Consider the following 21,884-nt stretch of genomic DNA (forward strand, 5'->3'; position numbering starts at 1 on the left):
GGATCACCGCAGATCCGAAGAGGGCGAGGGGGCGGGGGAGGGCGCGTCGTCGAGGAAGCCGCCCGACTGGTGCTGCCACAGCTTCGCGTAGGTGCCGTCGCAGGCCAGCAGCTCCCGGTGCGTGCCCTGTTCGAGGATGCGGCCGCGGTCGAGGACGACGAGCCGGTCCATGTGGGCCACCGTGCTCAGCCGGTGCGCGACCACGAGCGCGGTCCGCCCTTCCATCAGGCGCCACAGCGCCTCCTGGACGAGGATCTCGCTCTCCGAGTCCAGGGCGCTGGTCGCCTCGTCGAGCAGCAGGATCGGCGCGTCGCGCAGGATCGCTCGGGCGAGCGCGACCCGTTGGCGCTGCCCGCCGGACAGCTTCACGCCGCGCTCACCGACCATGGTGTCGAGGCCGTCCGGCAGCGCGTCGGCGAACTCCGTGACGTGCGCCGCCTCGGCCGCACGGCGGACCTCGGCGTCGGTGGCGCCCGGCCGGGCGAACGCGATGTTCTCCCGCAGCGTGCGGTGGAACATCGCCGGGTCCTGCGGAACGTAGGCCATCAGGGCGCGCAGGTCACGCTGGCGCATCCTGCTGATGTCCTGACCGCCGATCAGGATCCGGCCCGAATCGATGTCCGTCATCCGCAGCAGCAGCCGGGTCAGCGTGGTCTTGCCCCCGCCGGACCGGCCCACCAGCCCGATCTTCGCCCCGCTGGGCACGGCCAGCTCCAGCCCCTCGAACAAAGGCTCCGCGCCCGCGTGCGCGAAGGTCACCTTCTCGAACCGCACCGCGCCGGCCCGTTCCGGCTCCGGCGCCGCTTCCGGCGACGGCGGGTCGAGTACGGTGGGCGGCGTCAGCAGCAGCTGCGTGAACTGCGAGGCCTCCGTCATCGAGCTCTCCACCCGCCGGTAGATCTGGTTGAACTCGAACATGATCCGCGTGGCGTTGGAGTAGTACGTGAACGCGACCACGACCGCCTCCACGCCGTGCCCCTGCCCGGCCCCGGAGACCGATACGGCCGTCACGGCGAGCAGCAGGCCCAGCGCGTTGGTCACCACGGACATCGGAGCGACGACGGTGTCGATCCGCAGGTTGCCGTAGTCCCACGAACGCAGCATGAGCCCGCGCGAGCGCGCCACCCGCGAGCGGTGCTCGGCGGCCTCGCGGTCCTCCGCACCGAACGCGCGGACGGTGTCCATGTTCATCAGACTGTCGGAGACGTGCCCCGACACCCGGGCGATCGCCTCCTCGCGCCGGTTGACGAGCGCCTGACGGCGCCGTACGAGGGGCAGTACGCACACCCCCGTCACCGCGATCATGACCAGGAGCGCGACGACGAGCAGCGGTTCGTAGCGCCAGAGCACCACCGCCCCGAACAGCAGCGGCACGAACCGGCCCACGACCGAGAAGGTCAGCGTGTCGACGAACTCCTCGAAGCGGGAGGCGAAGCTCAGGACCCGCTTGGTCAGTGAACCGGCGAAGTTGTCGTGGAAGAACGCGGCGTCCTTCGCGAACAGCTCGTCCATGCCGATGACGTACAGGCTCTCGATCCCGAGGGCGTCGAGCCGGTTCAGGCAGTGCAGGCCGGCGCGCCACGCGGCCTCGGAGAGCAGCAGGACACCGGCGAAGGCGAGGACGTACGGGAGCGCCGGCCCCAGGCCGAGACCGCCGGCGGTATCGTCGGCGATCCGGCCGACGAGCTTCGCGACGATCAGCGGCGCGATGTAGTTGATCCCGATGTTGCCGACGGCAGGCAGCAGCATGGCGGGCGCCGTCCACCACCGCAGCCGCGCCAACTCCCTGCCGTAGTAACGAAGTGCGAGGACCACCGATCCCCTGCCGGGTGGGCCTCCTCGTGATGCAGACGGTTCCATGGCAACCCTGTGTAGTCGTCCAGTAGCGGAATTCGCAGTGTCCCGCGCCGGTATCGACGCCGTCCAAGCGTTTTCCGTGTGGGTGACAAAGACGGCCGCCCGCCCCCGGAAGGGGCGGGCGGCCGTCGAGCAGCGCTTCAGGTCAGTTCTTGTCGTACATGCCGTACAGGTCGACGATCAGGTCGGTCTGATCCCAGCCCTGGTTCCAGAAGTCGATGACACCGGTGGTTCCGGTGCTCGCCTGGACCAGGTTGGAGACGGTGGTGCCCGGTGTCCAGTTCAGGACGGACGAGTCCGGCGGGGTCGGCTTGACCGCCTTGCCGGAGATGTAGTCGTCCATGGTGTTCGGGTCCGGTGCGACCGAGAGGTGCCCGCTGCCCTGCGGGTTGGTCACCGTCGTGTTCAGGACGAGGGCCTCCAGCGCCCTGCCCGACGTCCACACGGTCTCGGTGTGGTACTTCTGGCCGGCGAGGGGCAGGGGGAAGCTGCCGGCCCGCGAGTCGTACTTGCGCTCGGGCTCCATCGGCAGGTAGGCGGCCTTGCCGTCGGCGCTGTAGTAGCCGGTGACGTCCACGATCACGTCGGTCGGGCTCCAGGCGCCGTTGCGGATGTTGATCTTTCCGTCCGGCCCGACGGGCACGATCACCGCATTGGCGACCGTCTGCCCGGCGGCGAAGTTCACGCTCGACGTGGACGGCGCCTGCTGGCCGCTCGGGAAGGCGGTCAGGTGACCGGCGCCCTTCGGGTCGGTCACCGTGACGTTGAGGGCCACGGCCGTGACGCCCGCCGGCAGCCCGCCCTGACCGGCGATCTGCACGCCGAAGGTGCTCTGCGCTGCGGCCTGGCCCATGGCCGTGCCGAGCCCCTGCCGGGTGTCGACGAGCCGGGACGGCTTGACGGAGGTGTAGCCACTGGCTGCGGTGCGGGTGAAGTAGCCCGTCACGTCGGCGATCAGGTCCACCGAACCCACGCTGCGGTTGGCCAGCTCGACGTACCCGTCCTCACCGACCGGCACGATCGCCAGGTTCGGGACGGTCTGCCCCGCCGCGAAGTTGACGTTCGAGGTGGCCGGCTGCTTCTTGCCGGAGGCGTACGCGATGACGTGCCCGCCCGCCGAGGCGTTGGTGGCCGTGATGTTCAGCGCCACGGCGGTCACCCCGGCGGGGATGCCCCCGTTGCCGACGACCTTCACCCGGGTCGTGCCGTTCGCACCGACGGGGCCGGCGGCCGGCGCGCCGGTGCCGTCACGGGTGTCCAGCAGCCGGGTGGGCGCGTGCGGGGTGAACTCGGAGCCGTCCACGACGACGTCCTTGGTGGTGGTGGACGTCAGCTTGGCGATCTTGTCGGTCGCCGTGATCGTGATCTTGTGGGAGCCGACCTCGGCGTACGTGTGCTTGAGGTAGACGAGCTCGTCGGCCTTGCCGAACTCCTCGTTGGTGGTGCCGTCGCCCCAGTCGACGGTGTACCAGGCGTAGCTGTTGGCCTGGTCGGTGCTGACGGAGGTCGCCAGTCCGATGGTGTGCGCGTAGGAGGTGGACGTCCCCATGCCCACCTCGAAGTACTCGGCCCCGGCGTTGCCGGCCTTGGCGTTGGCGCCCTTCGCGGCGGTGTCCTTCGCGGCGGCATCCTTGGCCGCCGCCTGCGCGGAGGCATCCTGCGCGGAGGTGTTCTGTGCGGAGGTGTTCTGCGCGGAACCGGCCGTGGCCGTGGACCGGCCGGGCTCGGCGGACGGCCCCGCCGCCTGCGCGGTGGCGGGTATGAAGCCGATTGCTGCCGCGACGACGGCAGCGGAGATCATGACGCGGTGTCGGTACACCGGCCCCCCAATTCCTGAACTTGTTCACAAAAGTCGTAGTCAGCCTACATGTCACCCCCGGCCCCACCCGGTAGGTTCCGAGGCGTCAGCTCATGAGCAGGAGCCGCGTGTTCGGTACGAGCTTCCGGTTCACGCTGGTGCTCTGCACGAAGATCGTGAAGTCGTCGTTGTGGTCGGGCTTGACGCGGACCTCCACGTCCGGCAGGCCGAGCAGGGCACGCGCCTCCGGTCCCGTGAACACGCGGTCCGTCTTCTTCTCCAGCACCGCAATCTGCTTCCGCGCCTGGACCTTTTCCGACTTGCTCAGCTGATAGAACGCACAACCGGTGCGATAAGTGTTCCCGGATTCGACGACCCATTCCCGGATTCCCGCGTCACGAGCCACCGGAATCAGCTGGTATCCCGACGGATCGACCGGGGTGAGACCGGCCGCCTTGATGGTGTCCTCGTTCACCGTGTCCGCACCCATGGAGAACACTGCCCGCGATCCCCGAATGCCCTGGGAGCGGCCCACCATGAACTTTTCGGTGGCCTGCTTGATGACCTCGCCGGCGTCTTCCAGACCCTGCGTGCTCGTGGCGTCCCAGATGGCGATGTTGTCCTTCGGGAAACCGCACTGCATGGCCTCGCGCTTGCCCATCTGGTCCGGCACGAGGACGGCCAGCGTCCAGTTGTCCGCCTGCGTCGCGATCAGCTGCGACACGGCCTGCACCAGTTCACGCGGGTCCTTGGAAGGGGCGTCCACGCAGCGGTGACTCGCGTTCTCCTGCCCATCGGTCAGCACGAACGTCAGGAAGCTGTGGTCGCCGTACAGTTGCGCCGTCTGCGCCAGCTCCCGCTGCGACTTCAGCGTGGCCGCCAGCAGAGCCGTCATGCCACCGACCCGGTAGAGCTGCTTCAGGGACGGCATCCGCAGCACGTCCTTGTCGTAGATGATGCACTCCACCTTGTCGGCGAAGACGTACACCGTGACACGGGTTTCCTGGTCCAATTCCTGCGACCGGCGCGCCAGATATGCAATCTGCTGGTCGGCGACTTCGACGACCTTACGGTTCAGATGCGACATCGAAGAACTGGCATCCAACACAAGAGCAACGTGATTGATGTAGTTCTGGTTTCCGGACATGGCCGCTCCCCCTCTTTCCGACTGGATGCTCCAACCTTCTCACCCACCACTGACAATCGAGGGGGAGCGGCCGTGCCCGACGCAGGTGCGCGCACGCCGTAAGGGTTTCGTCATCGGTCCGCGGATGGTCTGCGGCCTCGCTGCCGCGTTGAATGACCGTCACGTACTGCCGAGGATGGATGAAGGATCGTCATGACACGACGCATGGTCACCGCTCTGATCGCTGCCGTGGTGGTGCTGGGCGCGGGTCTGTACTGGTTCCAGCCGTGGAAGCTGTGGCAGGACCAGACGGTCCGGGAGGCCTCACCGACCGCGCACGGCGCCCCCACCGGAGCGAGCAGTGCCGCCCCCGCCGCGCGGACCGTCGCCGCCGGCGTACTGATCAGCCACGAGCACAGCACCACGGGCACGGCGAAGCTCGTCCGGCTCCCGGACGGCTCACACACCCTGCGCCTGGAGAACCTCGAAACGAGCAACGGCCCCGACCTGCGCGTCTGGCTCAGCGACGCACCGGTGAAGGAAGGGGTGGACGGCTGGCGCGTGTTCGCCGACGGCAAGCACGTGAGCCTCGGCAAGCTCAAGGGCAACAAGGGCGACCAGAACTACACCGTCCCCGCCGAGGTGAACATCGCCGACTACAGCAGCGTCACCATCTGGTGCGACCGCTTCGACGTCTCGTTCGGCGCAGCACCCCTACGGTCCACCTGAGCGGCTCAGGCCCCGCTGTCCGGGGCCGTTTCGGGTCGGGTGTGAAGGATGTCGCGCGCTTGGTCGGCGGCGCGGACGATGCTCTCGGAGACGAAGTCGACGAAGCGGGCGATGTTTTCGAGGCGGGCGCCGGCAGGGGTGCCGGGGCCGAGGACGCCGACGCCCTGCCGTGCGATGTCGGCGAGCCGGGCGGTGCCGCGGGCACTGGCGACCGTGGACTGGTACCAGACGTCGTCGTCGACGGCGTAGCGCTCGCGGCGGCCTTCGTGGCGTTCCCGGCGGATCAGGCCCTGGGCTTCGAGGAAGGCGATCGCCTTGGAGACGGAGGCCGGGCTGACCTGGAGGCGCCGGACGAGTTCGGCCGCGGTGAGGCTGCCGCTGTCGCTGGTGCAGAGGCAGGCCAGCACCCGTGCCGTCATCCTGGGCATGCCCGTCTGCATGAGGACGGTGGTGAAGGTCTCCTCCTCGTACTCGCGCACGGCTTCGGCGTCGGGCCCGTCGGCCCGCCCGGGTGCCTGCGGCCCCAGGGGCACGGGCTGCCGGCGCCGCTGCGCACGGCGTTCGGTGGCGCGGTGGGCCGACTCGGCGCGGTAGGCGGTGGGGCCGCCGTTGCGCATCACCTCGCGCGTGACCGTGGACGTCGGACGGTCGAGGCGCCGGGCGATCTCCGCGTAGGCGAGTCCGTCGGTCACCCCCAGGGCGATCTGTCGGCGCTCCTGTTGGGTGAGCCTGCCTCCCGGCATCGCGGTCTCCTTTGCGGTCGTTGGTGGCCCCGGACGCCTCCAGCTTAGCGTTCAGCTTCATCCCATTGCAACGGTAGGGTGGAGGTTCATTGCGTTAGGTGTCATTCCATTGCAATGATTGTGCGCCTCTGACCTGGTGTAATGGCAATGCAATGCAATCTGGCTATTCTCGTATTGATGAACGCAACGTAGTGTTTCTGTCATCGGAAACAGCGCGCCAAGAGGTGCGCGATACAGAAACCCGGAGTGCATGATGCTGAAGTTCGACACCCCCGCCCCCGTCTCCGCCGTCCTGGACGTCCCCGCGGGGCTGGTCCGGTTCATCGCGGCGGACCGGACGGACACCACGGTGGAGGTCCTGCCCGCGAACGCCTCGAAGAGCCGTGACGTGAAGGCGGCCGAGCAGACCACGGTCGAGTACCGCGACGGGGTCCTGCGGATCGCCGCTCCGGAAGCGAAGAACCAGCTCTTCGGTGCCTCCGGATCCCTGGAGGTCACGGTCCAACTGCCCGCCGGCTCCCACGTCGAGGCGAAGACCGCCGCCGTCGAACTCCGCGGCGTCGGGCGCCTCGGAGAGGTCACCTTCGACGGTGCACAGGGCCCGGTCAGGATCGACGAGGCCGCCGGCGCCCGCCTGACCCTCCTCGACGGTGACGTCACCATCGGTCGCCTGGGAGGCCCGGCCGAGATCAGCACCGCCAGGGGCGACATCCGGATCACCGAGGCCGTGCGCGGCACGGTCACCCTGAACACCCAGCAGGGCGACATCGCGGTCGGCGCCGCCCGCGGAACCTCCGCCACCCTCGACGCCGGCACCGCCTACGGCCGGATCCACAACACCCTCACCAACGCCGACGGTCCCGACGCCGCCCTCGGCATCCACGCGACCACCACCCAGGGCGACATCACCGCCCGCAGCCTCTGAGCGCCGGCGGAACGACGACAGTGGGAAGGGAAACGATCATGCCTGAATCCGCATCCGCATCCGCATCCGAATCCGCATCCGAATCCGTCTCCGAATCCGTCTCCGCGGGGCAGGACCGCCCGGAGCTGCAGCAGGCCATCGAGGCCATCGTCGATTCCGGTTTCACCGGGGTGACGATGCGGGTGCACGACGAGCGCGGCCACTGGGTCGGCAGCGCCGGGGTGGGTGAGCTGGGCGGGAGCGCCAAGCCGCCGACCGAGGGGCGGTTCCGGATCGGCAGCAACACCAAGACCTTCACCGCGGCCCTCGTACTGCTCCTGGTGGCCGAGGGCCGGATCGAGCTGGATGGCCCGGCGGACGACCACCTGGCGGAGTTCGGGCTGGACCGGCGGATCACGGCACGGATGCTGCTGCAGCACACCAGCGGCCTGTTCAACTTCACCGGCGAGTACTACGAGGACGGAACCGTCGTGCCGGGCATCCCCTGGCAGGGCCGCGCATGGGTGGACAACCGCTTCGAGACCCACCGGCCGGAAGAACTGGTACGGCTGGCGCTGTCCAAGCCGGCACGGTTCGCACCGGGCACGGACTGGAGCTACTCCAACACCAACTACGTCCTGGCCAGGTTGCTGGTCGAGCGGGCCACCGGCCGCCCGTTCGTCGAGGAGATGCAGCGGCTGGTCCTGGAGCCGCTCGGGCTGTCGGGCACCGTCGTACCGGAGACCTCGACGGACATCTCCGGGCCGCACGCCCACGCCTACTACCGGTACGAGGACGCCGGCCGGCAGGAGACGGTCGACGTCACCCGCCAGAACCCCTCCTGGATCTCCACCGGCGGCGACATGATCTCCACCACCCAGGACCTCCACACCTTCATCTCCGCGCTCACGGGCGGCCGGCTCCTCCCGGCTCCGCTGCTGGCCGAGATGTACGAGACGCACCCCAAGGCGGGATACGGCCTGGGAGTGTTCGTGCAGGACACGGGCCGCGACGGCGTCACCCTCATCACCCACAACGGCGGCATCGCGGGCCACGGCGGGTTGATGTACAGCACGCCCGACGGCAAGAAGACCCTGACCGCCTCCCTGAACTACGTGGACGACGCCACGATGTCCCTGGCCGGGGCCTACCAGGAGGCGACGCGAACCCTCACGGCCGCGGTCTTCCCCACCGCCCCCTCCACGCCGAAGCCCTGAACGCCGGCACATACGGGCTGTCGCGCAGGCTCGGCACGACCGGCTCCTAGAACCTCCGTTCACGGGGTGGCGGTGCGCCTTTCGAGGCGGGTGCCGCGACGGAGGGTGATCGACATCAGGTCGGCGGGGGCGTCGCGTGGACGTCGGCGTCGGTCTCCACACGACCGCCGAGACCAGGAAGAGGGCGGTGGCGACGGCCAGGCTCAGGGCGTAGCCGCCGATACGCAGCAGCGGCGCGGCAGCCCTGGACTCGGCGAGGACGGGACCTGGTCTTCGCCGAGCTCGACCCGAGCGAGCTGCCCGCCGGGGGCACGTACGGGGACGGTCTCCGAGCCCTGGTTGGAGTCGGGTGAGACCCGCGTGGAGGGTGGTGTCAGTACGTGACCGTGATCCGGCGCTCCGGGCCGTTCACGCTGACCGATCCGCCGTAAGGGACCACGAGCTGCGGATCGGTGTGCCCCAGGTCGACGTCGAACACCGCCATGGTGCGCGGAGCGTACGCCGCCAGCGCGCGCAGCACCGCCTCGCGCTGCTCGGTGGCGTAGCGCCGCTTGGCGTCCGCGTCGTTCGGCTGCTGGAAGGACCACGCCTTGGCGCGGCCCGTCAACAGGGCCGGGAAGCGCTCCAGCAGGCCCCGTTCGCCCATGTTGCGCAGGATCCGGAAGACGTCTTCCGCGCTCGGCATCTCTTCCGACGTCTCCAGGAACAGCACGCGGCCCTCGTACGCGGCGGGGACGCGTTCGATCTCGCGGTCGGCCATCAGGAGCCACGACAGGATCTCCAGGTTGCCGCCCCAGGAACGGCCCTCGACGAGCCGGTCGGGCCGGTGCCAGATCCAGCCGTCACCCGGTTGGGAGTCCGGCTCCGTGGCGAAGGTGGCCGGGTCGGCCCAGTCACGGTCGGTGTCGCGGTAGCGCCGGGCCGGGCGGAGTTCGTACGGGCCCGACGTGAACAGGGCCGCACGCACCGAGTCGGCGGTCAGGGGGTGGAGGGCGTACGGGCGGCCGATCTCGGTCATCACGCAGGCGCCGTGATAGCCGACGATGCCGAGGTTGTGCAGGAAGAGCAGCAGGTTCGTGTTGTCGCTCGCGCCGAAGAACGGCTTGGGGTTGGCGCGGATCAGCTCGCGGTCCAGCAGGGGAAGCACGGTGATCTGGTCCTCCCCGCCGATGGAGGCCATCACCGCCTTCACGGTCGGGTCGGCGAACGCGGCGTGGATGTCGTCGGCCCGCTCCCGGGGTGTGGAGCCCATCTTGCGCGTGGCCGGGTACTCCACCGGTTCCAGCCCGAAATCCTCGCGCAGCCGCGTGAGCCCCAGCTCGTACGGCAGCGGGAGGAGCCCCGGCAGGCCGGACGAGGGCGAGATGACCGCGATGCGGTCGCCGGGTACGGGCTTGGGGGGATACGCGGGAGTGGTCACTGCCCGTTCCTGTTCCTGATCGCGTTCCTGGTCGTGGGCGTGTTCCTGGTGCCGGTCCAGGCCTCGCGCGTGATCGCGTACTCCACGTCGCCGTGCTCGGCCCCCTCGATGTACTCGGGCCACTCCTCGAAGAAGATGCGGACCAGTGAGAGGCCCGCCTTCTCCATCACCCGGCGGGAAGCGGCGTTGACGGTCATCGTGGTGGCCACGATCCGCTCCGCGCCCAGGTCGGTGAAGGCCCGCGACATCAGAGCCCGCGCGCCTTCGGTGGCGTACCCGCGGCCCCAGGCCGAAGGCAGCAGCCGGTAGCCCAGTTCCGTCCCGCCGTCGAGACCGACGCTGGTCGCCGGACGCAGGGAGAACCAGCCGAGGAACGCACCCGAGCCCTTCTCCGCCGCGGCGAAGCAGCCGTGCCCGCCGGGAAGTTCCCGGTACTCACGGAGGAACCGCGGAAGGGTCTGCTGCTCGACCACGGCGCGGGCCACGGGGCGGCCGTCGTCGATGTGCCGCATGACGTCGGGGTGACCGTGCAGGGCGGCCAGGTCATCGACGTCCGCCCCGGTGAAGCGGCGCAGCGTCATCCGGTCGGTTTCCAGGCGGGCATCCATGGGAGCGATCCGAACAGCTGGCCCCGGCCGCCGCAACTGCCTTTCGGGTAGCCTCCGCAACGTGCGCGTGATCACTTCGCTGCAGTCGCCACGATGGCCCCGACGACGCGGCGACGGCGCGGACCAGACCCACGCACCGCTTCGGCATGTTCCCCATCGATAGCGCAAGTCAGGAATCGGAAATGCCCACGTTGAACGAGGCCGTGGAAGCGGCGCGGCCCTACCTTGAGCAAGCGTTCGCCCATGAGCCCTGGACGGTCGTCGTGCGGCCGGAGCTCAGCGAGGAGACCGATCTCGCCTGGCTGATCAGGTACGACACCCGGCAGAGCTCCGATCCGGGTGGCGCCGTGGGCGGACCGCTGACCCATCTGGTGCTCGTTCCCCACGACGGTTCGGGGGTGCGTTTTCCGCCCTCACACCTGCCGCTGGACGAGTACTTCGCCTACGTACGGCACAGCGACTGGGTGACGGCCGGCAAGGCGGGGACCGTGAAGGCCGAACCGTGGCAAGGGGCGCTCAAGTGGCTGCTGAGCACCTATCACGGACTGGTCGAACTGGTGACGACCGAGCCGGTTGCCGAGGATGCCGGAACGTGGCTGTTCGCCTGTAGGACCACCGCACAGCCGGGATATCCGCGCACGCCGATGCTGACCGCTTCGCTGGTCGTGCCCAAGGAGCCCGGTACACCGTTCCATCCGGCAGCCGATGATCCCTGGAGGGACGCCGCCGCGTACACGCAGAACCCGGAGTCGCGCGATCCGCAGACGCAGGCGCGACGCCTCAACGCCCGCGGGTGCGTGGTCACCATGGCGGCGGCCATCGCCGGGGCCCCCTCGTGCCCGTTGCCGTGGCAGCCGGCGCACGAGGCTCCGGGATGGTGGGAGTTGCTGCTGCGACGCCACTTCCCCGCTTCCGAACAACTGCGCTGCGCGACCTGGGACGAGGTCGTCCGGAGGGCGGAGGAGACCGGGCCGGACACGCAGGGCGTGGTCTGGGTGCGGCGGGCCCTCCGCGGGGTCGAGGTCAGCGGACACCTGCTGTACGCGCACAACAACGGCGGCGCCGTGACGTTCCTCGACGGGATGACCGGCGGCCTGGCCCGCCTGGACACGGCCGGCCTGCTGGAGCTGGTCTTCGCCCGCGTACGTCCCGGCGGCGCTGAGCGGGCCGACGACTTCGAGGCCGCGCTGCGCAAGGCCTAGGAGCGGCTACGCCTGCTCGACGGGTTCCGCGCACGTACGCCGACCCGGGGGAGGTCCGGGTGGTCCGCCACCGCTGATGTCCGGTCCGGCCGTGCAGTGACCGCCGCCCGACTCGGCACGCCGGCCCCCGCGACCCCCATGGGACCTGCTCGGCCTGCTCGCCCTGGTCGAGGTCTTGGCGGCGGCGTACCTGCACGGCACGGCAGCTACACCGAGACGTACCCGGCCGTCGAGCTCTGACGCCCAGCCGCACGCGCGGACGACCGTCCTCGCACGGCCACCCCCGCACACCGGCCCATCCAACATTTCCGAAAGAAATATTGCGCAACTAATCTTTCGAATCTATGGTCCGAGCATGCACCCGAAGCACGAGCGCCGGCCCGACCCCGACCCCGACCCCGACCCCGACCCCGACCCCGACCCCGAGTCCGAGTCCGAGTCCGGGTCCAAGCCCGAGCAGATCACTGACCTGTCCCGGCTGAAGGCGTTCACCAACCCGCTGCGGATGCAGCTCTACCGGCTGCTGTACGGCGCAGGCGCTGCGACCGCCTCTCAGCTCGCCGAGCAGGTCGACCAAGCGCCGTCGCTGGTCAGTTACCACCTGCGCAAACTGTCCGAGCACGGCTTCGTCACCGAGGCGAGCGGCCGGAGCACCGACGGCCGTGAGCGGTGGTGGCAGGTGGCGTCCGAGGAGGGCTGGGGTTTTCGCGGCTCGGACTTCACGGACACGCCCGAGGGGGTCGCCGCCGTCGGGGCGGTGACCCGCAGCGTCGTCGACACCCGCTTCGCCCAGTACCGCACGTACCTGGACCAGACGGCAGCCTGGGGCAAGGAGTGGACCGACACCGCCTTCAGCTCCGAATGGATGCTCGACCTGACCCACGCCGAACTCGCGGAGATGAACGCCGAGCTTGAGGCGGTGGTCCGGCGCTGGCGGGAGCACGGCAAGACCGCCGACCCCGCCAAGGCCGTCGGCGAACCCAGCGCACCCAGCGAACACCGCGAGCACGTTTCCGTGCACCTCTACGGCTTCCCCTTCCGGCCCTGACACCGCCCGCCCCACTCCGCCCCGACTCACCGGAGCCCGTCTTGGCCGCCCCAGAGACATCAGCCCTGCCCCAACGCGTCACCACGCCTGCGCACCGCGACGGCAACGTGCTGCGCTGGCTCACCGCGTACACCGCGTCCCTCGTGGGCGACAGCGTCTACTTCACCGCCCTGGGCTGGTCCGCCCAGAAGGGCGCCGGCCCCGCCGAGGTCGGCCTCGTCATGGCTGCCGGGGCGCTGCCGCGGGCGTTGCTGATGCTCGGGGGCGGGGTGGCCGCCGACAGGTTCGAACCGCGCCGCGTGGTCCTCGGCAGCGACGCGCTGCGCTGTCTGCTCATCCTCGGGGTGGCCGCCGCCGTCGCACTGACGGCGCCTGCCCTGTGGATCCTGGTCGCGGTGGCGCTCGTGTTCGGGGCCGTGGACGCACTGTTCGTACCCGCTGTCGGGGCCCTCCCGCCCCGCATCACCAGTCCCGACCAGCTCGCCCGTGTCACCGGGATGCGGTCCCTGTCGCTGCGCCTGAGTCAGATCGCCGGGCCGCCGATCGGCGGCCTGGCCATGGGGCTCGGCGGCGTCGCGGCCGCTTTCACCACCGCCGGGCTCCTCTTCGCGCTGTCCCTGCCGCTTCTGCTGACGCTACGGATGCGGTCGCCCAGGATGTGCGACGAGCAGCAGTCGTCGACCGCGTCCGCGCCCGGTACCGTACGCGGCGACTTGCTCGACGGCCTGCGCTACATCCGCCGCCACCGCCTGATCGGCCCGCTCGTCGCTGCCGGCGCCATCTGCGAACTCGGCTTCACCGGCATCCTCGGCGTCGGCATGGTGCTCCTCAACGCCGAGCGCGGTTGGGGGCCTTCCGGCTACGGCTGGATCGTCGGCAGCTTCGGCGCGGGGGCCGCGGCGAGCGCCGCGCTGCTCGCCGTGGCCGGCTGGCTGCCTCGGGCCGGCCTTCTACTGGCCGGGTCACTGCTGGTGGGCTGCGCCGGAGCGGCGACCATCGCGCTGGTGCCGACCCTGTGGACCGCCGCGGTGCTGGCCGCGCTGATCGGGCTGAGCGCGGGTGTCTTCGGCAGCCTGGACAACGCCCTCGTACAGACGGCCGCCGACCCCGCCTATCTCGGCCGGGTGACCTCCGTCGTCATGCTCACCCTGGTCGGTCTGGCGCCCCTGAGCTACCCGCTGGTCGGTGCTGCGATTGGAGCGTGGGGCGCTGCCCCGGTGTTCGTCGGGTGCGGAGCCTTCGCCGCTCTGGGCGCGGTTGTCATCCTCGCCTCGGGCTCGGTGCGCCGCGCTGAACTGCCCCGGCGGCCGACAGCGACGTAGCCGTTGTTCACGCACTCTGGTCCACCACCAGCCGTCCCGCTGCCCACTCGATCATGTCGGGTTCCGGCAGGGCTGTCCGGGCTCCCGTCCTGCTACGGCACTCGTCCTACGCGTCCGGGTTCCAGGCCACGAGCAGGTCGAAGAGGCGGCGGTCGCCGTCCAGCTCCAGCGAGTCCACCGGAATGCGGCCGTACATGGCCAGCACCAGATCACCGGCCGTGCCTCGGGCCGAGGCGTCGGCCGTATCGGGGACGGGCGTCGTGCTGGAGACGGGGAGGCGGGCGGTCCGTGCGCCGTCTGCGGAGAGCCACAGGCGCCAGGAGCGGCCCTCGGCGGCGTGGTGGTCGACGACGGCGGGCTCGTGGGGCCAGGCGGCGGTCGTCGCGCAGCAAGTGGTCAAGAACTCGTCGACACCGTCGAGTGCCGCCTCGTCCGGCAGGGGCAGTGGCAGTGGCTGCCGCAGCGGGGAGGCGTCCAGGCTGATCCGGGCGTCGTACGTGTGCACCGCGATCTCCTGGAGCTGGTGCCGGGCGACGGCGCCCGAGGTCTGCGGCGACTGCGACGCCCCCCACCACGTCCAGCAACCGCGATCCGGGCCGGCCTCCCGCAGCGCGGCCAGCAGTTGCTCGGTCCGCGCGGCCGACCAAACCAGCAGGGCCTCGCGCTCCTGCGGCGCGGCCGGGGCGCCCGCCGGTGCGGACTTGGCCGGAGGCGTGGCGTCAGGGCCTGCGGCGACGATGGCGGCCCAGCGGCGGTGTACGTGGCCCAAGTGCTGCACCAGATCGAACAGCGTCCACTCGGGGCAGGTCGGCACCTGCACGTCGAGGTCGGCCGCGGAGGCGACCGTGGCCCGGAACGCGGTCGACCGTTCGGCGATCAGCCGCAACAGGGTGGGGAACTCCGGAGTCTTATCCACGCGGGCTGTCCATCACCGCGCTCCCACGACGGACAGTGGATTTTCGGTGTGGAACACCGGTCGTGCGCCTCAGGACGTACGGCCGGTCGCGGAGGCGAAGCCGAGCCAGGTGTGGCGGTTGCCCCACCAGCACCAGCCGACCTTCGGGGCGTTGCGCCGCTCCCGGCCGTCCCGCCCCGTGCCGTTGCTGATCCAGATCGCCGGCGTACGGGCGTCCAGGGCGCCGTTCGCCTTGCGCAGTCGGGAGCCGATCGTCATGAAGCAGCGGTTGCGCTCCAGGACGTCGGGCTGCTGGAGCACCCAGTGGATGCCCTCGGTGAGGAGCAGCGGAGTGCGGTCCTCCTTGGTGAGGGCGGGCAGCGCCTCCTCGGGGCTCCAGTTGGCCATGTGGTCGCCGCGGTCGATGCCGGTGATGAGGTAGACGGGGGCGTCGGGCACCTCTACGCCGTCGAGCGGGGCGAACCGGTCGACGTCGGGCATGTCGACGACGACGAAGCCGGGCTTGCCGTCGCGGCGCAGCAGCGGCGCGAGGGCGGAGGCGGCGGCGCGGTCCGGGTGGACGGCGAGCAGCGCGCCCTCGCCGTCGGTATCCGCGGCGTAGGCGCGCAGCGTCTCGGCGGACACCCCCGCGAGCTCGTGCACCCCGAGCTCGATCAGGCGCTCGGCCTGCGCGGCGAGCGAGGGCAGCGCGGGTACGGAGGCGGCGCCGGACGAGGCATTGGACGAGGTACTGGACGAGGTACTGGGCACGGCACTCCCGTGGTTCGTCATGGGCAGCGGCGGACCCCGGGCCAACGAGCCGGCCCGTCGCAACGTTCCCAGGCACTGAGGGCGAAATCCCCGAGGGTCAGTACCCTGACGCGATGATGACCAGCACTGTCTTGTCGAGGGCCATGAGCGGCGCTGCCGACCCGTCTCTGCTCCCTCTGCCGGATCGTGTCGCAGGGCTTCTGGTGGAGCTGGGAAGTCCGCCACGGCTGGCGGCGCACCTGCGGGCCGTCCACGATGTCGCGCACCAGCTGGTCGACTGGGTCGAGCGGGACCACCGCCTCGTGGCCTTCGACCGTGAGGCGGTGCTCTTCGGGGCGGCGACGCACGACGTGGGGAAGACGCTGCACGTCCGTGAGCTCTCCGGGCCCGGGGCGGCGCACGAGGAGGCGGGGCGGAGTCTGCTGCTCGGCCACGGCGTCAGCCCGGAGCTGGCCCGCTTCGCCGCGACGCATGCGTCGTGGGCGCGGTCGCCCGTCGGCTTCGAGGACCTGTTGGTGAGCCTCGCCGACAAGATCTGGAAGAACAAGCGTGTTCCCGAGCTGGAGGATCTCGTCGTCGCCCGGCTGGCCGGCGCGTCCGGACGGGCGGCGTGGGAGGAATTCATCGCGCTCGACGAGGTCCTCGCCGGCATCGGGGCCGGGGCCGACGAACGCCTGGCGTTCCAGGCATCGTTCCCGATCCACGACTGAGGCGGTGCGAACGGAGGGAGTCGTCGTCGAGCGGCCTCGGGGGTCGGCTGCTGCGAGGGCCGAGGGCCGAGGGCCGAGGGTCGAGGGCCGAGGCCGGGTTCCGGCGGGTCTACGCCGAAGCCTTCGCCCGGCGGCCGTACGGCGAGACCGGGGCGGGCGTCGCCGCCGCGTTCCGCGGGTTCCGTTCCCTGCCCCGCCGGCCGGCCTTCCTTGGCGCCCTCGCGTCCGCGTCCGACGGCCGGCCCGTCGGGCATGGCCCACGGGGTACCCGCTCGGGGCGGAGACGGGCTGCTGGGACCGACCGACCGACCGACCGGCCGCCCCGTACCGCAGGACGTGCGTCGCGAGGACGGCCGGCGGACCTTCGGCCCGATGGAACTCGCCGTACGCACCGGGTGGCGAAGGCGGGGCATCGCCCGGCGCGGACCTGCACGACGCGCAGGATGCTGCTCGACGCGTCGTGTCCGCACGGCCCCGCCGTGCACGCAGGACGTGCCGGCTCCCGTGGATGCGGCATGCGGCATGCGGTGACGGTGCGGCCCTATCGTTCGATGACGGGTGTCAGGCCGTCCAGGAGGGCCTTGAGGCCCAGTTCGAAGAGGGCGTCCAGGCGCAGGTCGTAGCCGTCTTCGAAGGACCCGACCGTCTTGGTGAAGGCAGGGAAACGGCCGGACTCCACCAGCTTTCGGAGGGCGGGGGCGCGGTTGGCCATCCATTCGTCCTCCGACTGGCCCGTGGTCGCCTCCGCGTGGGCCTCCCACTCCAGGTGCACCGCCAGCCCCTGGACATGGCTGTACAGCAGTACGTGGATGTCGAACAGCGTGGCCGGATCGAGGCCGTGTCCGTCGAGTGCCGTCAGTACCCACTCGCCGTGCACCATCAGGTTCGGCACCAGCAGCGGCCGGGTCAGGGAGCCGAGCTGAGCCAGCCAGGGGTGGCGGCGGTACAGGGCCCACAGGGTTCGCCCGCCCAGCTCGATGCGGGAACGCCAGTCCTCCGGGGCCGGGGCGTCCGCGGGATCCGCGGGATAGGACTCCTCGCCGAAGGCGGCGTCGGCCATGAGCAGGACGAGGTCTTCCTTGCTGGGAACGTACCTGTACGGGGACATGGCCGCGACACCGAGCCGGGCCGCGACGCCGCGCATGGAGAGCGCCGAGAGCCCTTCCGCGTCGGCGATGTCGATGGCGGCGCGGACGATCCGGTCGAGGGTCAGGTCACCCTCCGGCGCCGGGGCGGGTGACGGCCGGCGGCGCGGCGCCACCGCGGCAGCACCCGCGGCCACGACCGTGCCGGCGCGCGGGCGGGCCTCGACCAGCCCTTCCAACCGCAGGGTGGTCAGGGCCTTGGCGGCGGTGGCCATCGCGACGTCCCACTCCTTGGCGACCTGACGGGTCGACGGGACCCGGTCTCCGGGGGCGAGTTCGCCGGCCGTGATGCGTCGGCGGATCTCTCCTGCGATGCGCAGGTAGGGCGGCTCATCCTGCGTCTGTGTGGGATGCGTCACGTTCTCCGTTCCTCTCTCGCTGTACTAGGACAGAGGCTAGCAGCCAAGATGGTGGCAGAAGCTCAACTGTGTTAGGTCAGTAGGGCAGTTTGGCCAGTTGAGGGGGCTGCGCGTACGGCGTACGTTCAGTTGCGTACACGGCACACGCCACACCGCACCACACCACGCACCACACCACACCACACGGCCAAGGAGCCTTCCCATGCGGACCGTTCTCGTCTCCGGCGGCGGAATCGCCGGCCCCGTCCTCGCCCACTGGCTGCGCCGGCACGGCTTCGATCCGACCGTCGTCGAGCGCGCCCCCGGCCCGCGCGCCGGCGGCCAGGCCGTGGACATCCGTGGCGTCGCGCTCGATGTCGTCGCGCGGACGGGCCTGCTGGAGCGGGCCAGGAGCGTACGGACCAAGATGCGCGGCATGTCGATCCTCGGCCCCGACGGACAGGAGGTCGGGCGCTCTACCGAGGCCACCTTCAGCAGTGGCCGGCTCGACGGTGACGACATCGAGCTGCTGCGCGAGGACCTCGTACGGATGGTCCACGAGCACACCCGCTCGGACGTCGAGTACCTCTTCGGCGACAGCATCACCGCGCTCGCCGAGCACGGGACGGGGGTCCGCGTCGACTTCACGCACGCGCCGCCCCGCACCTTCGACCTCGTGGTCGGGGCCGACGGACTGCACTCGACCGTACGGCGCCTGGCCTTCGGCCCCGAGGAGCAGTTCGTGCACCATCTGGGCAGCTACCTGTCCGTCTTCGGCACGGACAACTTCCTCGGCCTCGACGACTGGCAGATGTGGTTGCGCGACGCGGACGCGGGCTTCGGCATCATGCCCGTACGCCACAACACCGAACTCCGGGTCGCCTTCGGCTTCGAGTCCGGCCCGCTGGCCCATACCCCCGACACCCTTCGCCGGCTCGTCGCGGACAAGCTCGCGGCCCTGCGCTGGAACGGCACCCGGCTCGCCGAGGCCGCCGTGGAAGCGCCCGACTTCTACTGCGACGCGATGGCCCAGATCCACCTGGACGGCTGGTCGCGCGGCCGGGTGACCCTGCTCGGGGACGCCGGCTACTGCCCCTCCCCGCTGTCGGGGCAGGGCACCAGCCTCGCCCTCGTCGGTGCGTACGTACTGGCCGATTCCCTCGCCCGGGCCCGCGCCCGCGGCGGCGACCACGGCACCGCGTACGCCGAATACGAGCGGCGGATGCGCCCCTTCGTCACCCTCAACCAGGCCCTGGCCACGGAGAATCCGGGCGGGCCCGCCTCCGAGGCGTCCGTCGAGCACGCCAAGAACGCCATCTCGCTGGACGGTTGAACCCCGCGCCCCCGCGCCCCCGCGCCCGCGCCCCGCCACGCACAGGACAGGACGGGAGGGGACGGGACAGGAAAGGACGCAACACGACGGGGCCGGACCACCGGAGCTCCGGACCCTCGGACCGCCAGACCGGGCCGGACCGCCAGACCGGACCGGGCCGGACCGGGTCGGCGCGGGTGGACGGGCACGCGCGAGTGGCCGATCATGGGCCGATGCCGCTCCTTACGCACGAGACCGATCTGTTCGAGAGCTCCCGGGGCCGCCTGGAGGCGATCGCCTATCGGCTGTTGGGGTCGGCCGGTGATGCCGAGGACGCGGTGCAGGACACGTTCCTGCGCTGGCACGCGGCGGACCGGGAGCGGATCGAGACGCCCGAGGCATGGCTGACGAAGGTCCTCACCAACATCTGCCTCAACCAGCTCACCTCGGCCCGGGTCAGGCGCGAGACGTACGTGGGCCAGTGGCTCCCCGAGCCGGTCCTGGCCGGAGACCGGATGCTGGGGCCGGCCGACACCGCCGAACAGCGCGAGTCGGTGTCCTTCGCGATGCTCACCCTCATGGAGCGGCTCTCGCCCAACGAGCGCGTCGTGTACGTACTGCGCGAGGCGTTCGGGTACGGGCACCGCGAGGTCGCGGAGATCCTCGACCTCACCGAGTCGAACTGCCAGCAGATCTACCGCCGCGCCAAGCAGCACCTCACCACCGACCGGGCCCGCACCGAAGTCGACGCGGCCGCCGCGCGCAAGGTCGTCGAGGGGTTCCTCGCCGCGGCCCTCAGCGGCGACACCGAGCCGCTGATCCGGCTGCTCACCGACGACGCGGTCAGCGTGGCCGACGGCGGAGCCAAGGTGCAGGCCCGCAGGACCCCGGTCGTCGGTGCGCTCGGCATCGCGCGCTACCTGCGGGGGCTGTTCCGGCCGAACGCCGCGAAGCGCGCGCACGTCGGCGGGAGCGTCGCCGTCCATGCCGCCGTCGTCAACGGCACTGCTGCCCTGCTGCTCGCGGCCGGCGGGCGGGTCCTCGGCGTCATCTGCCTCGCCGAGACGCCCGACGGCGTCGAGGCGCTCCACATCCAGGTCAACCCCGACAAGCTCGAACGCATCACGCGCCAGTGGACGGCCGAAGGCCCCCATCACCCCGTCGCGGAGATCTGGTAATCGAGTGTGGCCCACGTCACGGTCGGATCCTGTCAGGGATCGTGCGGCTGTCCGGTTCAGGAGGTGAGTCCAACCGGATAGGAGCCAGCCATGAAGCACCGCATCGTCGTCCTGGGAGCCGGGTACGCCGGAGCCGTCACCGCCGGGCGCCTCGCCAGGCGGCTGCACCGCGACGACGTCGAGATCACCCTGGTCAACGGCGACCCCGACTTCGTCGAGCGGATCCGCCTGCACCAGCTCGCGAGCGGCCAGGACCTGCCGCGCCGCCCGCTGCGCAAGGTGTACGAGGGCACCGGCGTGCAGGTCCGGCCCGCACGGGTCACCGGGGTCGACGCCGACCGCAAGACCGTCGACCTCACCGGTGAGGACGGCGCAGAGACCCTCGGCTACGACTCGCTCGTGTACGCCCTGGGCAGCACCAACGCCGAGCACGGCGTCCAGGGTGTCGCCGAGCACGCCCACCACCTCGCCGGCAAGCAGAGCGCGCTGCGGCTGCGGTCGCGCCTGGGCGAGCTGGAGCCGGGCGGGACCGTGGTGGTCGTCGGCGGCGGCCTGACCGGCATCGAAGCGGCCACCGAGATCGCCGAGGCGCGCCCGGACCTCAAGGTCGCCATCGCCGCCCGCGAAGGCGTCGGCGGCTGGCTCAGCGACAAGGCGCAGCGCCACCTGAGCGTCGTCTTCGACCGGCTCGCCATCACCGTCCACGAAGGAGCCGACATCACGCGCGTCGAAGCGGACCGGGTCGTGACCGGTGCCGCCGGGGACGTCCCGGCGCACGTGACGGTGTGGACCGCGGGCTTCGCCGTGCACCCGATCGCGGCCGCCACCACCCTGGAGGTCTCCGACACCGGACGGATCGTCGTCGACGCCACCATGCGCTCGGTCTCGCACCCCGACGTGTACGCCGTCGGAGACGCCGCGTTCGCCGAAGGACCGGAGGGCAGGCCCCTGCGGATGGCCTGCGCCACGGCCACCCCGATGGCGTGGCAGGCCGCCGACGCCCTGGCCGCGCGCCTGACCGGCCGCAAGGTACCCGAGAAGCCGATCGGCTACGCCGCCCAGTGCATCAGCCTCGGACGCCGCGACGGAATGCTCCAGCGCGTGACCCACGAGGACGGGATGACGTCCACCGTCATCACCGGCCGGGCCGGCGCCCGCATCAAGGAGTTCATCTGCGCGTCGGCGGCCTGGGCCGTCGCCCACCCGACGATGCTCATGCCGACCCGCCGCCACCGCCTCGTCCCGGCCAGCCGCGCGGCGCAGACCCGGTTCGCCGCCGTACGGTGACGGGACGGCCGAGAGCACGTCCGCCCACACGGCCGGCGCGCTCGCAACCCCGGACACTGCCTCGGTCGCCCTCCCCGCCCGGCCGACAGCCGCCCTCAGTCGAACGGTTCCGCGAGCATTTCCGGCCGATGGCGATCGGGGCCGGGCGGTAGCCGGGCGGCCGGGAGCCCATCAGTTCGCGGACCAGGAAGTCCCAGTAGCGCCCCCGGACGTAGGCCGGGCCATCGAGGCGCGCGTGCTCCGCCCCCGGCAGGATCAGCAGCCCGAAGTCCTT

19 protein-coding genes are annotated in these 21,884 nt (G+C 71.1%); 10 read left to right on the plus strand and 9 right to left on the minus strand.

The genetic code is table 11. From position 1 onward, the window contains the following. Positions 1-3 precede the first annotated feature (3 nt). The 3 genes from OG974_RS30975 to OG974_RS30985 all read right to left on the minus strand — a co-directional run bounded on the left by OG974_RS30975 (position 4) and on the right by OG974_RS30985 (position 4,802). Positions 4-1,860: an ABC transporter ATP-binding protein gene (locus OG974_RS30975; RefSeq protein WP_327286205.1), complete on the minus strand. Its 1,857-nt coding sequence runs from the start codon at positions 1,858-1,860 to the stop codon at positions 4-6. Positions 1,861-2,002: 142 nt separating this feature from the next. Continuing rightward, positions 2,003-3,658 carry a PKD domain-containing protein gene (locus tag OG974_RS30980; protein ID WP_371647056.1) on the minus strand — a complete coding sequence of 552 codons (1,656 nt, stop codon included), beginning with the start codon at positions 3,656-3,658 and terminating at the stop codon, positions 2,003-2,005. 103 nt (positions 3,659-3,761) lie between these two features. Then, the gene (locus OG974_RS30985; RefSeq protein ID WP_329316762.1) at positions 3,762-4,802 is read right to left on the minus strand and encodes a vWA domain-containing protein; all 1,041 of its coding nucleotides are present in this window, start codon (positions 4,800-4,802) and stop codon (positions 3,762-3,764) included. Between the two features lie 192 nt (positions 4,803-4,994). On the opposite strand from OG974_RS30985, the gene OG974_RS30990 reads away from it, so the two are divergent. After that, on the plus strand, positions 4,995-5,510 hold the full coding sequence (locus tag OG974_RS30990; protein ID WP_329316764.1) for a DM13 domain-containing protein: 516 nt from the start codon (positions 4,995-4,997) through the stop codon (positions 5,508-5,510). Positions 5,511-5,515: 5 nt separating this feature from the next. On the opposite strand, the gene OG974_RS30995 is transcribed toward OG974_RS30990, so the two are convergent. Beyond that, positions 5,516-6,253, minus strand: a complete 738-nt coding sequence (locus OG974_RS30995; protein WP_329316766.1) for a MarR family transcriptional regulator — start codon at positions 6,251-6,253, stop codon at positions 5,516-5,518. 253 nt (positions 6,254-6,506) lie between these two features. Between OG974_RS30995 and OG974_RS31000 the strand changes: the two genes are divergently transcribed. Together OG974_RS31000 and OG974_RS31005 are read left to right on the plus strand one after the other, a co-directional pair. Next, positions 6,507-7,178 (plus strand): DUF4097 family beta strand repeat-containing protein, encoded by a 672-nt coding sequence (locus OG974_RS31000; protein ID WP_327286549.1) that lies wholly within the window; start codon positions 6,507-6,509, stop codon positions 7,176-7,178. Between the two features lie 38 nt (positions 7,179-7,216). Next, entirely contained in the window at positions 7,217-8,374 is a 1,158-nt protein-coding gene (locus tag OG974_RS31005) for a serine hydrolase domain-containing protein (protein WP_331735094.1), read from the plus strand. A 373-nt stretch (positions 8,375-8,747) separates the two neighbouring features. Here the strand turns inward: OG974_RS31005 and OG974_RS31010 are convergent, their stop codons facing one another. Then, a complete protein-coding gene (locus tag OG974_RS31010) occupies positions 8,748-9,794 on the minus strand; it encodes a S66 peptidase family protein (RefSeq protein ID WP_327286211.1) in 1,047 nt (348 codons plus the stop codon). After that, a complete protein-coding gene (locus OG974_RS31015) occupies positions 9,791-10,402 on the minus strand; it encodes a GNAT family N-acetyltransferase (protein ID WP_331735097.1) in 612 nt (203 codons plus the stop codon). The genes OG974_RS31010 and OG974_RS31015 overlap by 4 nt, the downstream gene beginning before the upstream one ends. Positions 10,403-10,584: 182 nt before the next feature. Here OG974_RS31015 and OG974_RS31020 point away from each other — a divergent pair, with 182 nt between their 5' ends. The 3 genes from OG974_RS31020 (at position 10,585) to OG974_RS31030 (ending at position 13,974) form a co-directional block, all read left to right on the plus strand. Next, positions 10,585-11,604: a toxin glutamine deamidase domain-containing protein gene (locus OG974_RS31020; protein WP_327286213.1), complete on the plus strand. Its 1,020-nt coding sequence runs from the start codon at positions 10,585-10,587 to the stop codon at positions 11,602-11,604. Positions 11,605-12,109: 505 nt separating this feature from the next. Next, complete coding sequence (locus OG974_RS31025) at positions 12,110-12,652, plus strand: helix-turn-helix domain-containing protein (RefSeq protein WP_371647360.1); 543 nt, start codon at positions 12,110-12,112, stop codon at positions 12,650-12,652. Positions 12,653-12,693: 41 nt separating this feature from the next. Then, a complete protein-coding gene (locus OG974_RS31030) occupies positions 12,694-13,974 on the plus strand; it encodes an MFS transporter (RefSeq protein ID WP_331735105.1) in 1,281 nt (426 codons plus the stop codon). A 106-nt stretch (positions 13,975-14,080) separates the two neighbouring features. Here OG974_RS31030 and OG974_RS31035 read toward each other — a convergent pair whose 3' ends face one another. After that, positions 14,081-14,890: a maleylpyruvate isomerase N-terminal domain-containing protein gene (locus OG974_RS31035; RefSeq protein ID WP_331735109.1), complete on the minus strand. Its 810-nt coding sequence runs from the start codon at positions 14,888-14,890 to the stop codon at positions 14,081-14,083. A gap of 69 nt (positions 14,891-14,959) precedes the next feature. Next, entirely contained in the window at positions 14,960-15,640 is a 681-nt protein-coding gene (locus OG974_RS31040; RefSeq protein ID WP_371647070.1) for a DUF5701 family protein, read from the minus strand. Between the two features lie 116 nt (positions 15,641-15,756). Here OG974_RS31040 and OG974_RS31045 point away from each other — a divergent pair, with 116 nt between their 5' ends. After that, positions 15,757-16,350, plus strand: a complete 594-nt coding sequence (locus tag OG974_RS31045) for an HD domain-containing protein (RefSeq protein WP_327286550.1) — start codon at positions 15,757-15,759, stop codon at positions 16,348-16,350. Positions 16,351-16,891: 541 nt separating this feature from the next. Here the strand turns inward: OG974_RS31045 and OG974_RS31050 are convergent. Next, positions 16,892-17,854 carry a TetR/AcrR family transcriptional regulator C-terminal domain-containing protein gene (locus tag OG974_RS31050; protein WP_327286216.1) on the minus strand — a complete coding sequence of 321 codons (963 nt, stop codon included), beginning with the start codon at positions 17,852-17,854 and terminating at the stop codon, positions 16,892-16,894. A 202-nt stretch (positions 17,855-18,056) separates the two neighbouring features. On the opposite strand from OG974_RS31050, the gene OG974_RS31055 reads away from it, so the two are divergent. The 3 genes from OG974_RS31055 (at position 18,057) to OG974_RS31065 (ending at position 21,610) form a co-directional block, all read left to right on the plus strand. Continuing rightward, positions 18,057-19,166, plus strand: a complete 1,110-nt coding sequence (locus tag OG974_RS31055) for an FAD-dependent monooxygenase (protein WP_331735114.1) — start codon at positions 18,057-18,059, stop codon at positions 19,164-19,166. Positions 19,167-19,378: 212 nt separating this feature from the next. After that, entirely contained in the window at positions 19,379-20,323 is a 945-nt protein-coding gene (locus OG974_RS31060) for an RNA polymerase sigma-70 factor (RefSeq protein ID WP_331735116.1), read from the plus strand. Between the two features lie 90 nt (positions 20,324-20,413). After that, positions 20,414-21,610: an FAD-dependent oxidoreductase gene (locus OG974_RS31065; protein ID WP_331735119.1), complete on the plus strand. Its 1,197-nt coding sequence runs from the start codon at positions 20,414-20,416 to the stop codon at positions 21,608-21,610. Positions 21,611-21,884 lie beyond the last annotated feature (274 nt).

The sequence above is a fragment of the Streptomyces sp. NBC_00597 genome (assembly GCF_041431095.1).
Taxonomy (GTDB): domain Bacteria; phylum Actinomycetota; class Actinomycetes; order Streptomycetales; family Streptomycetaceae; genus Streptomyces.